The organism is Bacillus sp. FSL R9-9834 (genome assembly GCF_038006905.1).
In the GTDB taxonomy this organism is placed as follows: Bacteria; Bacillota; Bacilli; order Bacillales; family Bacillaceae_G; genus Bacillus_A; species Bacillus_A pacificus.
On record NZ_JBBOWD010000001.1, the window covers coordinates 3,808,340 to 3,823,716 of the forward strand.

A 15,377-nucleotide genomic window follows, 5' to 3' on the forward strand; every position below is an offset into this window, starting at 1 on the left:
TTCATTCGACAAGTACGTATAAAGACCTTGCAAGCCACTTTTATTATAAAATAAAAAATAGCCCATCTCTTTAAATAAGAGATGGGCTATTTTCATTACTTAAATTATTTTACAATGTGAATTGGCATTCCAAGAGCAACTTCAGCTGCTTCCATTGTGATTTCACCTAATGTTGGGTGAGCGTGGATTGTTTGAGCGATATCTTCTGCTGTCATTCCAGCTTCGATAGCTAAACCAATCTCAGAAATAATATCAGAAGCGCCTGCACCTGCAACTTGAGCACCTACAAGAAGACCATCTTCTTTACGTGTTACAAGTTGTAAGAAACCGTCAGTGCTGTTTAATGATAATGCACGACCGTTAGCAGCGAATGGGAACTTAGATACAGTTACAGTCATTCCAGCTTCTTCAGCTTGTTTCTTAGTGTAACCAACAGATGCTAATTCTGGATCAGTGAAGCATACTGCAGGAATTCCGATGTAATCGATAGCTGACGCATGGCCACTAATTGCTTCTACAGCTACTTTACCTTCGTAAGAAGCTTTGTGAGCTAATGGTGGTCCAGGAACGATATCACCGATTGCATAGATGTTTGGTACATTTGTACGACATTGCTCATCGATTTCGATGATGCCGCGGTCAGTCATTTTAACTCCAACTTGCTCAAGACCGATTTCTTGAGTGTTTGGACGACGACCTACAGTTACTAATACGTAATCTGCTTCTACAGTTTGGATTTCACCTTTAACTTCGAAGCTAACTTTTACGCCAGTTTCTGTTTCTTCAACGCCTTTAGCCATAGCTTTTGTATGGATTGTTACGTTACCTTTTTTCTGTAGAGCACGTTTAACAACAGAGCTCATAGCTTTTTCGAAACCAGCTAAGATTTCGTCGCCAGCTTCTACTACAGTAACTTCTGTACCGAAGTTAGCATATGCAGTACCTAATTCCATACCGATGTAACCGCCGCCGATTACAACAAGTTTTTTAGGAATTTCAGGTAAGCTTAAAGCACCTGTAGAGTTGATAACACGTTTAGAGTATTTGAATCCTGGAATTTCGATTGGTGTAGAACCAGTTGCAAGAACAGCATTTTTAAACGTATAAGTTTGAGCTGCATCTTCAGTCATTACGCGTAATGTGTTAGCATCTACGAAGTAAGCTTCACCGCGAATGATTTCAACTTTGTTACCTTTAAGAAGGCCTTCAACACCGCCAGTTAATTTCTTAACTACGCCGTTTTTCCATTCTTGAACTTTTGTAAAGTCAACTTTTACGTTCTCTGCAGTGATACCCATGTCATCAGAATGCATTGCATTCTCATAACGATGACCTGCATTGATTAACGCTTTTGAAGGAATACATCCAACGTTTAAACATACGCCACCAAGGTTAGCTTTTTCAATGATTGCTACCTTTTGACCTAATTGTGCTGCACGAATTGCCGCAACGTATCCACCAGGACCTGCACCAACAACGACTGTATCTAATTCAATTGGGAAATCTCCTACTACCATTGTTATTACGCCTCCATTACTAATAATTGTGGGTCATTCAATAGACGTTTAATTTGGTTTAATGCTTTTTGAGCAGTTGCGCCGTCAATTAAACGATGGTCAAAGCTTAGAGATAATGCTAATACTGGAGCTGCAACGATCTCACCGTTTTTCACAACTGGTTTCTCAGCGATACGGCCGATACCAAGGATTGCTACTTCTGGGTGGTTGATAACTGGAGTGAACCATTGTCCACCTGCAGAACCAATGTTTGTAATTGTGCAAGAAGCGCCTTTCATTTCAGCAGGAGCTAAACGACCTTCACGTGCTTTACCAGCAAGATCATTGATCTCGTTAGAAATTGTGAAGATAGACTTGCGATCTGTATCTTTAACAACTGGTACTAATAGACCTTTGTCTGTATCAGCTGCGATACCGATGTTGAAGTAATGTTTATGAACTACTTCTTGAGAAGCATCATCTAAAGAAGTGTTTAACATTGGATATTCACGTAATGCAGATGTTAAAGCTTTAACAACGTATGGAAGGTAAGTTAATTTAATACCTTTGTCAGCTGCAACAGCTTTGAACTTCTTACGGTGAGCAACAAGTTCAGTTACATCTACTTCATCCATTAATGTTACGTGAGGAGCTGTATGTTTAGAGTTAACCATTGCTTTCGCAATTGCTTTACGGATACCACTCATTTTCTCACGAGTTTCTGGATATTCACCAGCTGGAATTGGTTGTGCTTTTGGTGCTTCTTCTTTCGCTGCTGCTGGAGTAGCTTCTACTGCTGCTGGAGCCTCAGTTGCTGCTACTGCTTGTCCACCATTTGCAAATGCATCGATGTCAGCTTTTACGATACGACCGTTCTTACCAGAACCAGCTACTTTATGAATGTCTACGCCGTTTTCACGAGCATATTTACGAACAGATGGCATAGCGATTACGCGCTCATTTACTACTTCTGCAGTTGCTGCTGGAGTAGCTTCAGCTTTAGGAGCTTCTTCTTTTGCTTCTTCAGCTTTAGGAGCTTCGTCATGATCGTCGCCTTTAAATTTAAGGTTTTCGTATCCAGGAGCATCAAATTTAATTAATGTATCTCCAACTACTGCAACCGTACCTTCTTCTACAAGTACTTCAAGTACTTTACCTTTAACAGGAGAAGGAATTTCTACTACTGCTTTATCATTTTGTACTTCAAGAAGTACGTCGTCTTCGTTTACTTCGTCGCCTGGTTTAATAAACCATTTTACGATTTCACCTTCGTGGATACCTTCACCGATATCTGGTAGTTTAAATTCAAATGCCACGGAATTCAGCCCCCTGATTCATTTCTTTATTATGGAATATGGCAAAAGAAATCAGCATGTGCTGATTTCTTTTGCACATGAATAAGTAAAAATTAGAAGTTCATTACTTTGTTAACAGCTTCAACAATATCTTTGTGGTTTGGTAACCATACGCTCTCAGCTTGAGAGAATGGGAATACTGTATCAGCAGCTGCAACACGTACAACTGGAGCTTCTAAGTTTAAGATTGCACGGTCGTTAATTTCCGCTACAACGTTAGCTGCAATACCAGCTTGTTTTTGAGCTTCTTGAACTACAACTACGCGGCCTGTTTTTTCAACAGAAGCGATGATTGTTTCGATATCTAATGGTTGAACTGTACGTAAGTCAACAACTTCTAAAGAGATACCTTCTTTTTCAAGTTCTTCAGCAGCTTTTAATGCAGCGTGAACCATAGCACCGTAAGCGATAACAGATACATCTGTACCTTCACGTTTGATGTCAGCTTTGCCTAAATCAATTGTGTATTCGCCTTCTGGTACATCTTGACGGAATGAACGGTATAATTTCATATGCTCTAAGTAGATAACTGGATCGTTGTCACGAATCGCAGAGATTAAAAGACCTTTTGCATCGTATGGAGTAGATGGAATAACAACTTTTAGACCAGGTTGTTGAGCCACTAAACCTTCTAAGCTATCAGCATGTAGTTCAGGAGTATGAACACCACCACCGAATGGAGAACGAACTGTTACTGGAGCAGTCCAACGTCCACCAGAACGGTAACGCATACGAGCTAATTGACCAGAAATTGAATCCATTACTTCATAAACGAAACCGAAGAATTGGATTTCTGGAACTGGACGGAATCCTTCAAGTGCAAGTCCAACTGCAAGTCCACCAATACCAGACTCTGCAAGTGGAGTATCCATTACACGGTCTTCACCGAATTCAGCTTGTAAACCTTCAGTAGCACGGAATACACCGCCGTTTACACCAACGTCTTCACCAAACACAAGTACGTTAGGGTCATTTTTCATTTCAACACGTAAAGCATCAGTGATTGCTTGAATCATTGTCATTTGAGCCATGGCTTACTTCGACTCCTTTTCTTTGTAAATTTCATATTGTTCAGCTAAGTTGTAAGGCATTTTTTCGTACATGATTTCCATTAAATCAGTAACTTTTTGTTTTGGAGCTTGGTCAGCCTTAGCAATTGCTTGTTTGATATCTTCTTTTGCTTCTTCGATTACTTTCTCTTCAACTTCTTGAGACCATAGGCCTTTGTTTTCTAAGAATGCACGGAAGCGTACGATTGGATCTTTTTGTTCCCATTCGTTCTCGATATCTTTTGTACGGTAACGAGTTGGGTCATCACCAGCCATTGTATGTGGACCGTAACGGAATGTTAAAGTCTCGATTAAAGTAGGACCTTCGCCATTTACTGCACGCTCACGAGCGAAAGCAGTTGCTGCGTATACAGCTAATGGATCCATACCGTCTACTTGAATTCCGTAAATACCTGCTGCTACTGCTTTTTGTGCTACAGTTTTAGCTGCAGATTGCTTTTCTACTGGAGTAGAGATTGCATAACGGTTGTTTTGTACAACGAAGATTGCTGGAGCTTTGAATGCGCCCGCAAAGTTCATACCTTCGTAGAAGTCACCTTGTGAAGCACCACCGTCACCAGTGTAAGTAATTGCAACAGATTTTTTACCACGTAATTTCATACCTAACGCAACACCAGCAGTTTGGATGATTTGCGCACCGATGATGATTTGTGGAGCAAGTGCATTTACGTTCTCAGGCATTTGGTTACCCATGAAATGTCCACGAGAGAATAAGAATGCTTGGTATAATGGTAAACCGTGCCATACTAATTGTGGCACATCACGATATCCTGGTAAGATGAAATCTTCTGCTTCAAGTGCGAAATGACTTGCTAATTGAGAAGCCTCTTGTCCAGCTGTTGGTGCGTAGAAACCTAAACGTCCTTGACGGTTTAAAGAAATAGAACGTTGATCTAGTACGCGAGTATACACCATACGGCGCATTAATTCTTTTAATTGATCATCAGATAATTCAGGCATAGCTGCTTCATTCACAACTTCGCCTTTTTCATTTAAAATTTGTAATGTTTCAAATTGAGCTGCGATAGCTTTCATTTGCTCATCAACATTAAATAGGGTCTTTTTTGTTTTAGTACCCATTCCGTTCACCTCTTCCTCTCTTGAACCATATTCTGAAACGCTTTCACTATCTATTAGCTAGATGGAAACCGCAACAATGTAAACCAACAAATTTATTTGTCGGTTGAGAATAATTTTGTGTACCTAACAATCTGTACTAATGTTTTTTCAGAAACATATTAATACAATCTTGATCACGTTTTTTAGTTTACAACTATTCTAATTACGATGTCAATTACTTTGAATACGTTTTTTTATAAATAATCTGCAGGTTTCTCCTACACAAACGTGTTTTTATTTTTCACATCTGTATTAGTAAGCATTAACCTACTGTTATATTATTCCCTTTTTAACTTGTTTTTTCTCTTAGAATAATATGTAAACGATTTAATTCCCTTTAGTTTTTCTCTCTTCTTAGCAAAAATATACAAACTCTTCTTCCTTTTATAGGTAATTACCCATACATTTCTACTCTTCCCTCCATACATTATAGTAACCGCAGTATTAGCGGGAAATGATAAAGGAGGTCATCTCATGTACGGATATTCATATTGCTATCCAACTTGTTCATATCCTTCCTACGGTTATGGCGGTTCTTGTGGTGGGTCTGGACGCGGCTTCGCCTTAATCGTTGTGTTGTTTATTCTTTTAATTATCGTTGGTGCTGCTTGCATTCGCTAATGTAAAATGAAACAACTATGGAAAGAAAGAGACGGCTCTGCCGTCTCTTTCTTTTTATTCCTACATAACCGATCTATCTTCCCCTTACTTGCCGATGACTTTTTCCATCTCCTTTGGTAGACTAAAAGGGAAAGGAGAGATTACATATGCTTACAATGAAAGATGTAATTCGCGAAGGAGATCCTATTTTGCGAAACGTTGCAGAAGAGGTAGTACTACCAGCGAGCGAAGAAGATACAAATACTCTTAAAGAAATGATTGAATTTGTAATAAATAGCCAAGATCCTGAAATGGCTGAAAAATATAGTTTACGCCCTGGAATCGGATTAGCGGCTCCGCAAATCGGTATTTCAAAAAGAATGATTGCGGTTCATGTAACAGATACGGACGGTACGTTATATAGTCATGCATTATTCAATCCAAAAATCATTAGCCATTCTGTTGAACGTACATATTTACAAAGTGGTGAAGGCTGTCTATCAGTAGACCGTGAAGTACCTGGTTATGTCCCTCGTTATACAAGAATTACAGTGAAAGCAACTTCTATTAACGGCGAAGAAGTAAAATTACGTTTAAAAGGGTTACCAGCAATTGTATTTCAACATGAAATTGACCATTTAAATGGTGTTATGTTCTATGACCACATTAATAAAGAAAATCCATTTGCCGCTCCTGACGATTCAAAACCTCTGGAGCGATAGTAAAAAAGGCGGAATACACTCTTCCGCCTTTTTACTATATGAAATAGATTCCATATTCACTTATAGCAATCCAGCCCATTTTAAACCGTGATATATACCGTCTTCACTAACATCCTTTGTCACATGATTCGCAAGTTTTTTCAAGTCTTCATGACCATTCCCCATCACAATACCTGTCCCAACTGCTTCAATCATTTCTAAATCATTTAAGCCATCCCCAAATGCATACACTTGTTCACGGTTAAATCCTAATTTTTCAATAAATTTCTCAATCCCTTTTGCCTTAGAACCACCATTTGGAATAATATCCATTGAATACGCATGCCAGCGAATAAAATGAAAGTCTGGGTATTGATTTATAAACTTTTCTTCTTCATTTACTTCACAGAAAAGAAGTGTTTGATAAATATTACGCTTCTCATAAAAATCAGGTTCATATGCCGGATGCTCAAAATGTAAACTGCCAAACCCTTCTTTCACATAATCATGATATTCCACTGATGCTCTCATTTCTTGATGATCAAGATATACAAGCGGATATCCTTCTTGTTTTGCAAACTGAGTAAACTTATGTAGAGCAGCTGGATGTAATGGGTTATTAAATACTACCTCATCTTCAAATACAACGTACTGTCCATTAAAGCTAACATAATTGTGGATATTCAGTTCCTTACGAATATCTTCAAACATAAATGGTGCACGTCCTGTCGCAATTGCTACATGCACGCCTTTTTCTTGTAACTGTCTTACTGCATCTCGTGTAGATTGCGGAATCTTCTTATCATGATCTAATAATGTTCCATCAATATCAAAAAAGACAATTTTATCATTCATTTGTCAAAATCCTTTCTGTTACTCTATATTCCTATTTTGATTATCGCTTTTCAAATGCTAAAAAAAAGTATAACATATTAAACATCTGTGAAGAAAGCGTTCACTTTCTGACCTTATTTATAAAACCTGCATATATATATTAGTAAAAAATGTGGATACTTGTTCGTATGAATTTTCTTTTCTATTCTTTCTCATACTATATCTATAACTAACGGCTACTAATCGTTACTATAGAATAACTTTCTCTGTATGAGAAAAGACAAGATTCAACATTCACTTTTGTCCTCTTTCTTATATCAGAGACGGCGTTTTCACTAGTAATATGCATGTTTAAAATAAGGAAAGGAAGGAGTAATCATGCTGAAGAAGCTGAAGAAAAAGCTGAAGCGTTATTTAAAAGATCTAGTCCGTAAAAAGACGATCGCTTAAATTGTGCCCATTTCGGGCTTTTTCTTCATTCTCATTCGAAAAAACATGAAAATCGTGACTGTTTGCTTTATAATAAGTAACAGATAATGCAAAACATAGACAAGGAGAGGTTTTCCAAATGATTTTTAAAGTATTTTATCAAGAAAAAATGACTGAGGTTCCAGTACGTGAAAATACAAAAGTTTTATATTTAGAGGCTACGTCTGAAAAGGATGTTCGTACAAAATTAAATAAGTTCGCATATAATATCGAATTCGTTCAGTCTGTGACTGGCAATCATCTTGAATATGAAAAAGAAAACGCTGATTTAACATTAGCGGAAATCGTATAGTCATATGAAATTTCTAAAGAATGATCAAGCAGCCGTTTTTGCTTTAGGTGGTCTTGGTGAAATCGGTAAAAATACATATGCTGTTCAATTTCAAGATGAAATTATTATAATTGACGCTGGAATTAAGTTTCCAGAAGACGAACTCCTCGGAATCGATTATGTAATACCAGATTACACTTATTTTGTGCGAAACGAAGATAAAATTAAAGGGTTATTCATTACACATGGTCACGAAGATCATATCGGTGGAATTCCTTACTTATTACGTCAAGTGAACATTCCGATTTATGGCGGAAAATTAGCAATTGCACTAATCAAAAACAAATTAGAAGAGCACGGATTACTTCGTAAAGCAAAGCTTTATGAAATTCAAGAAGATGATGTTATTAAATTTAAAAAGACATCTGTTTCCTTCTTCCGTACAACTCACAGTATCCCAGATTCATACGGAGTTGTTGTGAAAACACCTCAAGGACAAGTGGTTCATACTGGAGATTTCAAATTTGACTTCACACCGGTTGGTGAACCAGCGGACTTAACAAAAATGGCTGAAATCGGAAAAGACGGTGTACTTTGTCTCTTATCTGACAGTACAAACAGTGAAGTTCCAAACTTTACAATGTCTGAGCGCCGTGTTGGTGATAGTATTCAAGATATTTTCCGCAAAGTAGAAGGTCGTATTATCTTCGCAACCTTTGCATCAAATATCCATCGCTTGCAACAAGTCGTTGAAGCGGCTGTTGAAAACAATCGTAAAGTGGCTGTATTTGGCCGAAGTATGGAGGCAGCGATTGAAATCGGACAAAACCTCGGTTATATTCGCTGTCCGAAAGATACATTCATAGATGCATCTCAATTAAATCGTCTACCGGCTAATAAAGTTGTTATTTTATGTACAGGTAGTCAAGGGGAGCCAATGGCAGCACTTTCACGTATTGCTAATGGTACCCATCGTCAAATTCAAATTATTCCTGGCGACACAGTTGTGTTCTCTTCTTCACCAATCCCTGGTAATACAGTTAGTGTAAGCCGTACAATTAATATGTTGTACCGTGCTGGTGCTGATGTAATCCACGGAAAACTGTCAAACATTCATACGAGTGGACACGGTGGACAAGAAGAACAAAAACTAATGCTTCGTCTAATTAAACCGAAGTATTTCATGCCAATTCATGGTGAATATCGTATGCAACGTATGCATATGAAATTAGCAAATGATTGTGGTATTCCAGAAGAAAACTGTTTCATTATGGATAATGGTGATGTTCTTGCCTTACGTTCAGATGAAGCAAGTGTAGCTGGTAAAATACCATCTGGATCTGTTTATATTGACGGAAATGGTATTGGAGATATCGGTAATATCGTATTACGCGATCGTCGTATCCTTTCTGAAGAAGGACTTGTTATTGTCGTTGTAAGCATTGATATGAAAGAATTTAAAGTTGCAGCAGGGCCTGATATTATCTCACGTGGTTTCGTTTATATGCGCGAAAGTAGTGATTTAATTAATGATGCTCAAACATTAATTACAACTCATTTAGAAAAAGTAATGGAACGTAAAACAACGCAATGGTCTGAAATTAAAAATGAAATTACAGATACATTAGCACCATTCCTATATGAGAAAACGAAACGTCGCCCAATGATTTTACCAATCATTATGGAGATATAAGAAAAAAGGACAATACCTTTATGGTATTGTCCTTTTCTCTTATCTTAAAAAGTGCTTGAAACGATCTACTTCATCGTCATGACCAATTACAATTAATATATCTCCCGCTTGAATATTTTCCGTAGCTCGAGGGGATACAATAACTTCTTTACCACGTTTAATCGCTACAATATTCAATCCAAACTTCGCACGAATATCTAATTCGATTAAAGAATGACCATCAATTTTTTTATTTGCAATAATCTCTACAATGCTATGCTCATCTGAAAGCTCAAGATAGTCTAGCACATTACTTGATGCAATATTATTAGCAATCCTTTTTCCCATATCACGCTCTGGGTGCACAATGTGATCTGCTCCTATTTTACTTAATACTTTTTCATGGTAATCATTTTGAGCTTTTACAGTAATATTTTTTACACCTAACTCTTTCAGAATTAATGTTGTTAAAATACTTGAATTTAAATTGTCTCCAATCGCAACGACTACATGATCAAAATTACGAATACCAAGACTTTTTAATACCATCTCATCTGTTGAATCTGCAATTACAGCATGTGAAGCTATATTTGCAAACTCATTAATTTTATCCTCATCTGAGTCAATTGCCATTACTTCCATACCTAATTGAGCAAGTTCCCGACAAATACTTCCACCAAAACGCCCAAGCCCAATGACAGCAAATTCTTTCTCTTTTTCACCCACAGAAATTCCTCCAATAACATCGAATACTATGTATTTTTATTGTAACATACTTTAGATTTGCTACAAAAACCTGTATATCATTCTTTATTTTTGTTTTTGCATATAAAAATACTGTTGTAAATAAAATGCGATACTGAAAATTAACATACCAAATACAAATATGTTTCCAAATGAACTAAACGTTTCAAAAACGAATAATAACGTTTCTTGTCCGAAGAAAGCAAATAATAGTTGTGTGAATGCGAATAGCAATGCCAATATGTAATGGTGTTGATGGAATAAATAATGCGTTGCACCTAAAAAAGCGATAAACGAAAGAATGAAAATCCACCAATTTTCTAAAAACAGTTGCCAATTCGTAAATTGATACCCATTTACTAATATCGCAATAATTGCTATAACCGCCATCGTTGGCACACTCCATAACAATGCACGCCCTCTAAAGAAATGCGTACCTTTTACATCTCCCTTTTCATTTGCAATGTATGTTAGCACGACAGTACTTATATACAACACAGAGAGAATTGTTAAAACAATTATGAGCCAAAAATGCAACTGATAATATTCATGTTCTATATTCGTCACGATAGCAGCTAGCATACACGGTATTAGCATTCCCGTCCAACCATCTACTTTTCTCTCATTCCAAAATACCGTATTACCAATACGAATTCCTAATAGCATAAAAATAATGATACCTAGTACAAATAATGTAGTCTTATTTCCTACTAAGCTCGTTGAAAAAGCAATTAATCCAATAAATAAAAAAAGAACAAACCCATTCATAATTTCTAGTACAGGTGATAAATACCTTTTCACCCAGTTGTATGTCTCTTCATATTCATGATTATTCGCTAAACGGTAGGCATAAAAACTTATCCCAAAATAAACCGCCGCAATAATAACATATGTATATAAAACAAAACATAAAATCGCACTGCTAATCTGCACGTAATTCCCCACCCTTTTTTCTACGTTTCACCTTGATTTTACACACTCTCCACACGAATTGTAAACATATATAAGCTAGTTAACTAATCATCTTCTCAATAAGTGATAATGAATAATGAGCAGCGGCTCAAAACCACTGCTCATTATTTTATCCATTTGTATGCCGATGTGTATCCAGAACAGATATAAAAGATGTTTTCACCTTGGAACTAACGAATACCCACTTTAAATTGTTACAAAGTTGGCGAGCAAATTTACTTTCTAGTTCCCTTCCACTTTACATATTGATCTAAAAATACGATAGCTTTCTCAATAGCCTCTTCATCTGGCTTTAATTTTGCATGATGTAAACCATATTCTGAATTTACTCCAAGCCAAAACATAAATCCAGGAATCTCTTGAAGCATATAACCAAAATCTTCACCTGTCATTGCCTCAGTACATGTAATTACTTTCATATCAGTTTGTTCACTTACAAATTGCATAAACTCTCTCGTTAATGCTTCATGGTTGTATACTTGGTGATACATCGCTCCGTAGTCAATAACCGCTTCACATTGGAAGGAAGCTTCTATACCTGCAACAATTGCCTCAATCCTACTTTTAACACGACTCATTGATTCCACTGATAACGTTCGAATCGTTCCTTCTAATCGAGACTTTTCTGCTATGATATTTTGAACTGTACCGCCTGTTATTTTTCCGATTGTAATTACTGCACTATCAAGTGGGTTTACATTACGACTAATAACAGACTGAAGCTGTGTAACAAGGTGACTAGCTGCGACAATCATATCATTTGCAGTATGAGGATAAGCTGCATGTCCACCTTTCCCCTTTAAATCAACATATAACTCTGATGTATTTGCAAATAATAGCCCCTCTTTTGTAGCAATTGTTCCTACAGGGTATTCAGGTGCAATATGAAGGCCGAGAATAATATTCGGCTTCCATTCTTTTAACTCTTCACTCTCTAACATAGGAAGAGCCCCTCCAGGCCCTTCTTCAGCTGGTTGGAATAGAAATACAAGGTCATCATCTATTCTTTCTGTTACAGCTGCTGTTAGGAGGCCTAAACCGATTGTCGTATGTAAGTCATGTCCACATGCATGCATCATTCCTTCATGAACAGAAGCGAACTCATATCCAGTTTCCTCTGTAATTGGTAAACCGTCTATATCTGCGCGATAACCTATAACTTTTTCTGGATTTCTTCCCTTTACTTTAACAATGACACCTGTTCTCCATACTTTCACTTCCACATGTTCATTCGAAAGCGTTCCTATGTAATCTAAAATATACTGTTGTGTTTTCCACTCTTTAAATCCAATTTCCGGTATTTTGTGTAAGTCTCTACGAATTTGAACGAATTTGCTTACTACCATTTTTGCACCTCTATCTATAAAAAGCGTAAGAGCCTGTTTATGCTCTTACGCTTTTTTGTTTTTATTTCTCTGGGTTTAATTGACGAAGCTCTTGTTTAATTTCAGTTTTTGCTTTTGTCTTCTCATCAATCTCTTTAATTACACGTGCTGGAGTACCTGCTACAACTGTATATGGAGGTACATCTTCTGTTACAACAGCTCCTGCTGCTACAACTGCACCTTTACCTACTGTAACTCCCTCTAACACAACTACGTTAGCACCAATAACAACATCGTCTTCAACGATAACTGGTTTTGCTGAAGGTGGCTCAATAACACCTGCAAGTACTGCGCCTGCACCTACGTGACAGTTCTTACCAACAGTTGCACGTCCACCAAGTACCGCGTTCATGTCGATCATAGACCCTTCACCAATTACAGCACCGATATTAATTGTTGCATTCATCATAATAACAGCGTTGTCGCCGATTTCAACGTGGTCACGAATAATCGCACCTGGCTCAATACGAGCTTTAATACCTTTTAAATCAAGCATTGGAATTGCAGAATTACGACGGTCATTTTCAACAACGTAATCAACAATGTACTTGCTATTTTCATCTAGAATTGTCTTAATTTCAGACCATTCTCCAAATAATACACCAGACTTTTTATTTACAAATGCTTGTACCGTTTCAGGGAATGTTACTTCTTTTAAATCCCCTTTTATGTATACCTTTACAGGAGTTTTCTTTTCACTTTTTTGAATAAACGAAATAATTTCGTTAGCGTCCATCATTTTCATTCTTGTTGCCTCCTAAATCCATTTATAATGTTACTCTACCAAACGATAGGGCGAGTAGCAAGATAATAATCCTATTTTTCCATTTGAATTTCTTCTATAATTTCTAAAAATGCTTGTACTTGCTTCAATTGTCTAGCTGATTCACTCGTCAATAACCATGTTTCTCTCGTTAATTGGACAGGTGTTTTATACATATTTTCCTGTACTTCTTTTAAAACAGTAGAAGGTAAAAGAGCATAACCTATACCATTTAAAACGAGTTGTTTGCAAGTCTCAATTTGATCAACGACAATTGTTCTCTTAGGTGGATTAGAAAATAAACCATACCACCAATTTTGTATTTGTCCATAATAAGTCGAATCACTTTTAAATTGAATAAATGGTCTATTTGTTTCTTTTAACATCGAAATATCTTTTATTTCTTTATCCACTAAATAAAGTTCATCTTCAAATAATTGTTGCTTCTGGCCTTTATATTCTTGTGTTCCTCTCAATATAGCAACATGAACGTCTCCTTCATAAAATTGCTTTTGTACTTCACTACTCCAGCCAGTAAACAGCGATATTTTTACAGAAGGATATTTATGTACAAACTTCTTCAAAACAGGAGGAAGCCAATATTGACCAATAACTGATGCGACAGCTATTTTTAACGTCCCATGAGTTTCTGTTCTAAAAACAGCTAGCTCACTTTTAATATCCTCTTCCCTTTGTAGCATTTCTTTTGCGTAATTTGCGACTTTTTCCCCTTCAGGTGTAATTGTCAATCCTTTTTGCGAGCGAATAAAAAACTTCATTCCCCATTGTTTCTCCATAGATTGTAATCGTTGACTAAGCGCAGGTTGTGAAACAAATAAACGTTCCGCCGCTTTTCTCATATTTGATTCCTGTGCTAACACAACCATCATTTGAAAATCATCAATTTGCAACTTTCTCCCTCTTTCCTTAGCTTCCATACACCTTATCTCAATAAGCTTTTCATCCTTAATTTAACTACATACGCTTATATTTTTTATCTTTTTAAATATAATACATACACAACTGATATGCACGAAAAAAAAGTGACTTCTTCGGTTCTATGAAGTCACTTTTCTCACATTATCGATTATGTTGCCTTACTTTTTTATTCAACAATTTTAAAATCGCTCGACGTGTTAAAATCCCCTCAAAATACCCATCTTCATTGACAGCGCAAATAAATGGATGATCAATAGTCATTTCTAATGCTTTTGCAAATGAATCTTCTAACTTAAGAACCGGAATATCTTTCTTCATTACTTGCTCTACTTTCATTTCGTCAAGTCTTTCAAACTCAATGCGTTCTAGCCCTAACATACCGTCTAAAATCATAGCAGTACTAATTAACCCATGCAATTTGTACATCGGGTCCAAAACAGGTATCGCCGAATATCCAGATTTCACAAGTACGAGTAAAGCATGCTCTAAACCATTCCCTATTTGGACGTGTGCTACTTTTTCTGATGAAATCATTAAATCTTTTACAAAAATTTGTTGAAACTCGTCTTTTGGAATACTAATCATATTACATCCCCCATTTTCCCTTTTTCCTGCTTATAATTACCGGCTCTATTCACATTTTATGACAGCGTTTTCACATTATTATTTTGTCCTTACATTCTTTCAGTAAAAAACAAAATTACACAGCTATTTTAGCATATAACACAAAAAAAAGACTACCATTCCGGTAGCGCTTAATACCCTTTATTTTTTAATCTGTAAAATAACCTTGTGATTTTTTTATATTGCATCACGTCTGTCTTTTTTAAACCATTCTCGATATCTGTAAGTTCCACAGCTAAAATTTCACTCGCATAATTTTGCTGAAATAAAATATCTAGTAACAAACTTTCCTCTTCTTCCGTTAAAACAAATTCCCTTTTCATATACCCCTCTCCTTATACTC

The 15,377-nt window shown here is 36.6% G+C and carries 16 protein-coding genes; 4 read left to right on the top strand and 12 right to left on the bottom strand.

From position 1 onward, the window contains the following. Nucleotides 1-104: 104 nt before the first annotated feature. From lpdA to pdhA, 4 genes are all read right to left on the bottom strand, one after another. Nucleotides 105-1,517 (bottom strand): dihydrolipoyl dehydrogenase, encoded by a 1,413-nt coding sequence (gene lpdA, locus MKY00_RS19750; protein ID WP_000260111.1) that lies wholly within the window; start codon nt 1,515-1,517, stop codon nt 105-107. 5 nt (nt 1,518-1,522) lie between these two features. Beyond that, nucleotides 1,523-2,812 carry a pyruvate dehydrogenase complex dihydrolipoyllysine-residue acetyltransferase gene (gene pdhC, locus MKY00_RS19755; RefSeq protein ID WP_000863427.1) on the bottom strand — a complete coding sequence of 430 codons (1,290 nt, stop codon included), beginning with the start codon at nt 2,810-2,812 and terminating at the stop codon, nt 1,523-1,525. A gap of 92 nt (nt 2,813-2,904) precedes the next feature. Further along, nucleotides 2,905-3,882: a pyruvate dehydrogenase complex E1 component subunit beta gene (pdhB, locus tag MKY00_RS19760; protein WP_000068166.1), complete on the bottom strand. Its 978-nt coding sequence runs from the start codon at nt 3,880-3,882 to the stop codon at nt 2,905-2,907. 3 nt (nt 3,883-3,885) lie between these two features. Beyond that, nucleotides 3,886-5,001 carry a pyruvate dehydrogenase E1 component subunit alpha gene (pdhA, locus tag MKY00_RS19765; RefSeq protein WP_000536893.1) on the bottom strand — a complete coding sequence of 372 codons (1,116 nt, stop codon included), beginning with the start codon at nt 4,999-5,001 and terminating at the stop codon, nt 3,886-3,888. A 513-nt stretch (nt 5,002-5,514) separates the two neighbouring features. On the opposite strand from pdhA, the gene MKY00_RS19770 reads away from it, so the two are divergent. Together MKY00_RS19770 and def are read left to right on the top strand one after the other, a co-directional pair. Next, nucleotides 5,515-5,661, top strand: a complete 147-nt coding sequence (locus MKY00_RS19770; protein ID WP_000274562.1) for a YjcZ family sporulation protein — start codon at nt 5,515-5,517, stop codon at nt 5,659-5,661. A gap of 146 nt (nt 5,662-5,807) precedes the next feature. Beyond that, nucleotides 5,808-6,362 carry a peptide deformylase gene (gene def / locus MKY00_RS19775; RefSeq protein ID WP_000957059.1) on the top strand — a complete coding sequence of 185 codons (555 nt, stop codon included), beginning with the start codon at nt 5,808-5,810 and terminating at the stop codon, nt 6,360-6,362. Between the two features lie 60 nt (nt 6,363-6,422). Here def and MKY00_RS19780 read toward each other — a convergent pair whose 3' ends face one another. Then, entirely contained in the window at nt 6,423-7,196 is a 774-nt protein-coding gene (locus MKY00_RS19780; RefSeq protein WP_000998288.1) for a Cof-type HAD-IIB family hydrolase, read from the bottom strand. A 547-nt stretch (nt 7,197-7,743) separates the two neighbouring features. Here MKY00_RS19780 and MKY00_RS19785 point away from each other — a divergent pair. Both MKY00_RS19785 and rnjA read left to right on the top strand, forming a co-directional pair. Next, nucleotides 7,744-7,956: a DNA-dependent RNA polymerase subunit epsilon gene (locus MKY00_RS19785; protein WP_000576444.1), complete on the top strand. Its 213-nt coding sequence runs from the start codon at nt 7,744-7,746 to the stop codon at nt 7,954-7,956. 4 nt (nt 7,957-7,960) lie between these two features. Then, nucleotides 7,961-9,628 carry a ribonuclease J1 gene (rnjA, locus tag MKY00_RS19790; RefSeq protein ID WP_000670369.1) on the top strand — a complete coding sequence of 556 codons (1,668 nt, stop codon included), beginning with the start codon at nt 7,961-7,963 and terminating at the stop codon, nt 9,626-9,628. Nucleotides 9,629-9,667: 39 nt separating this feature from the next. On the opposite strand, the gene MKY00_RS19795 is transcribed toward rnjA, so the two are convergent. From MKY00_RS19795 to abbA, 7 genes are all read right to left on the bottom strand, one after another. Then, nucleotides 9,668-10,333, bottom strand: a complete 666-nt coding sequence (locus MKY00_RS19795; protein ID WP_000504032.1) for a potassium channel family protein — start codon at nt 10,331-10,333, stop codon at nt 9,668-9,670. Between the two features lie 84 nt (nt 10,334-10,417). After that, on the bottom strand, nt 10,418-11,284 hold the full coding sequence (locus tag MKY00_RS19800) for a hypothetical protein (RefSeq protein WP_001167328.1): 867 nt from the start codon (nt 11,282-11,284) through the stop codon (nt 10,418-10,420). Between the two features lie 254 nt (nt 11,285-11,538). Next, nucleotides 11,539-12,669, bottom strand: coding sequence for an N-acetyldiaminopimelate deacetylase (locus MKY00_RS19805; RefSeq protein WP_000261645.1), 1,131 nt, complete (start codon nt 12,667-12,669; stop codon nt 11,539-11,541). A 61-nt stretch (nt 12,670-12,730) separates the two neighbouring features. Continuing rightward, on the bottom strand, nt 12,731-13,453 hold the full coding sequence (gene dapD, locus MKY00_RS19810; RefSeq protein ID WP_000783248.1) for a 2,3,4,5-tetrahydropyridine-2,6-dicarboxylate N-acetyltransferase: 723 nt from the start codon (nt 13,451-13,453) through the stop codon (nt 12,731-12,733). A 71-nt stretch (nt 13,454-13,524) separates the two neighbouring features. Then, nucleotides 13,525-14,409, bottom strand: coding sequence for a LysR family transcriptional regulator (locus tag MKY00_RS19815; protein ID WP_001984809.1), 885 nt, complete (start codon nt 14,407-14,409; stop codon nt 13,525-13,527). A 142-nt stretch (nt 14,410-14,551) separates the two neighbouring features. Continuing rightward, nucleotides 14,552-14,995: a cyclic-di-AMP-binding protein CbpB gene (gene cbpB, locus MKY00_RS19820; RefSeq protein ID WP_000623566.1), complete on the bottom strand. Its 444-nt coding sequence runs from the start codon at nt 14,993-14,995 to the stop codon at nt 14,552-14,554. A gap of 170 nt (nt 14,996-15,165) precedes the next feature. Further along, nucleotides 15,166-15,357, bottom strand: coding sequence for an antirepressor AbbA (gene abbA, locus MKY00_RS19825; RefSeq protein ID WP_000817794.1), 192 nt, complete (start codon nt 15,355-15,357; stop codon nt 15,166-15,168). Nucleotides 15,358-15,377: the final 20 nt, after the last annotated feature.

Excerpts from the sequence above, each read along its gene's own strand:
- lpdA (WP_000260111.1), bottom strand. The coding sequence starts at position 1,517 with ATGGTAGTAGGAGATTTCCCAATTGAATTAGATACAGTCGTTGTTGGT.
- pdhB (WP_000068166.1), bottom strand. The coding sequence starts at position 3,882 with ATGGCTCAAATGACAATGATTCAAGCAATCACTGATGCTTTACGTGTT.
- pdhA (WP_000536893.1), bottom strand. The coding sequence starts at position 5,001 with ATGGGTACTAAAACAAAAAAGACCCTATTTAATGTTGATGAGCAAATG.
- MKY00_RS19770 (WP_000274562.1), top strand. The coding sequence starts at position 5,515 with ATGTACGGATATTCATATTGCTATCCAACTTGTTCATATCCTTCCTAC.
- def (WP_000957059.1), top strand. The coding sequence starts at position 5,808 with ATGCTTACAATGAAAGATGTAATTCGCGAAGGAGATCCTATTTTGCGA.
- MKY00_RS19780 (WP_000998288.1), bottom strand. The coding sequence starts at position 7,196 with ATGAATGATAAAATTGTCTTTTTTGATATTGATGGAACATTATTAGAT.
- MKY00_RS19785 (WP_000576444.1), top strand. The coding sequence starts at position 7,744 with ATGATTTTTAAAGTATTTTATCAAGAAAAAATGACTGAGGTTCCAGTA.
- rnjA (WP_000670369.1), top strand. The coding sequence starts at position 7,961 with ATGAAATTTCTAAAGAATGATCAAGCAGCCGTTTTTGCTTTAGGTGGT.
- MKY00_RS19805 (WP_000261645.1), bottom strand. The coding sequence starts at position 12,669 with ATGGTAGTAAGCAAATTCGTTCAAATTCGTAGAGACTTACACAAAATA.
- dapD (WP_000783248.1), bottom strand. The coding sequence starts at position 13,453 with ATGAAAATGATGGACGCTAACGAAATTATTTCGTTTATTCAAAAAAGT.
- MKY00_RS19815 (WP_001984809.1), bottom strand. The coding sequence starts at position 14,409 with ATGGAAGCTAAGGAAAGAGGGAGAAAGTTGCAAATTGATGATTTTCAA.
- cbpB (WP_000623566.1), bottom strand. The coding sequence starts at position 14,995 with ATGATTAGTATTCCAAAAGACGAGTTTCAACAAATTTTTGTAAAAGAT.
- abbA (WP_000817794.1), bottom strand. The coding sequence starts at position 15,357 with ATGAAAAGGGAATTTGTTTTAACGGAAGAAGAGGAAAGTTTGTTACTA.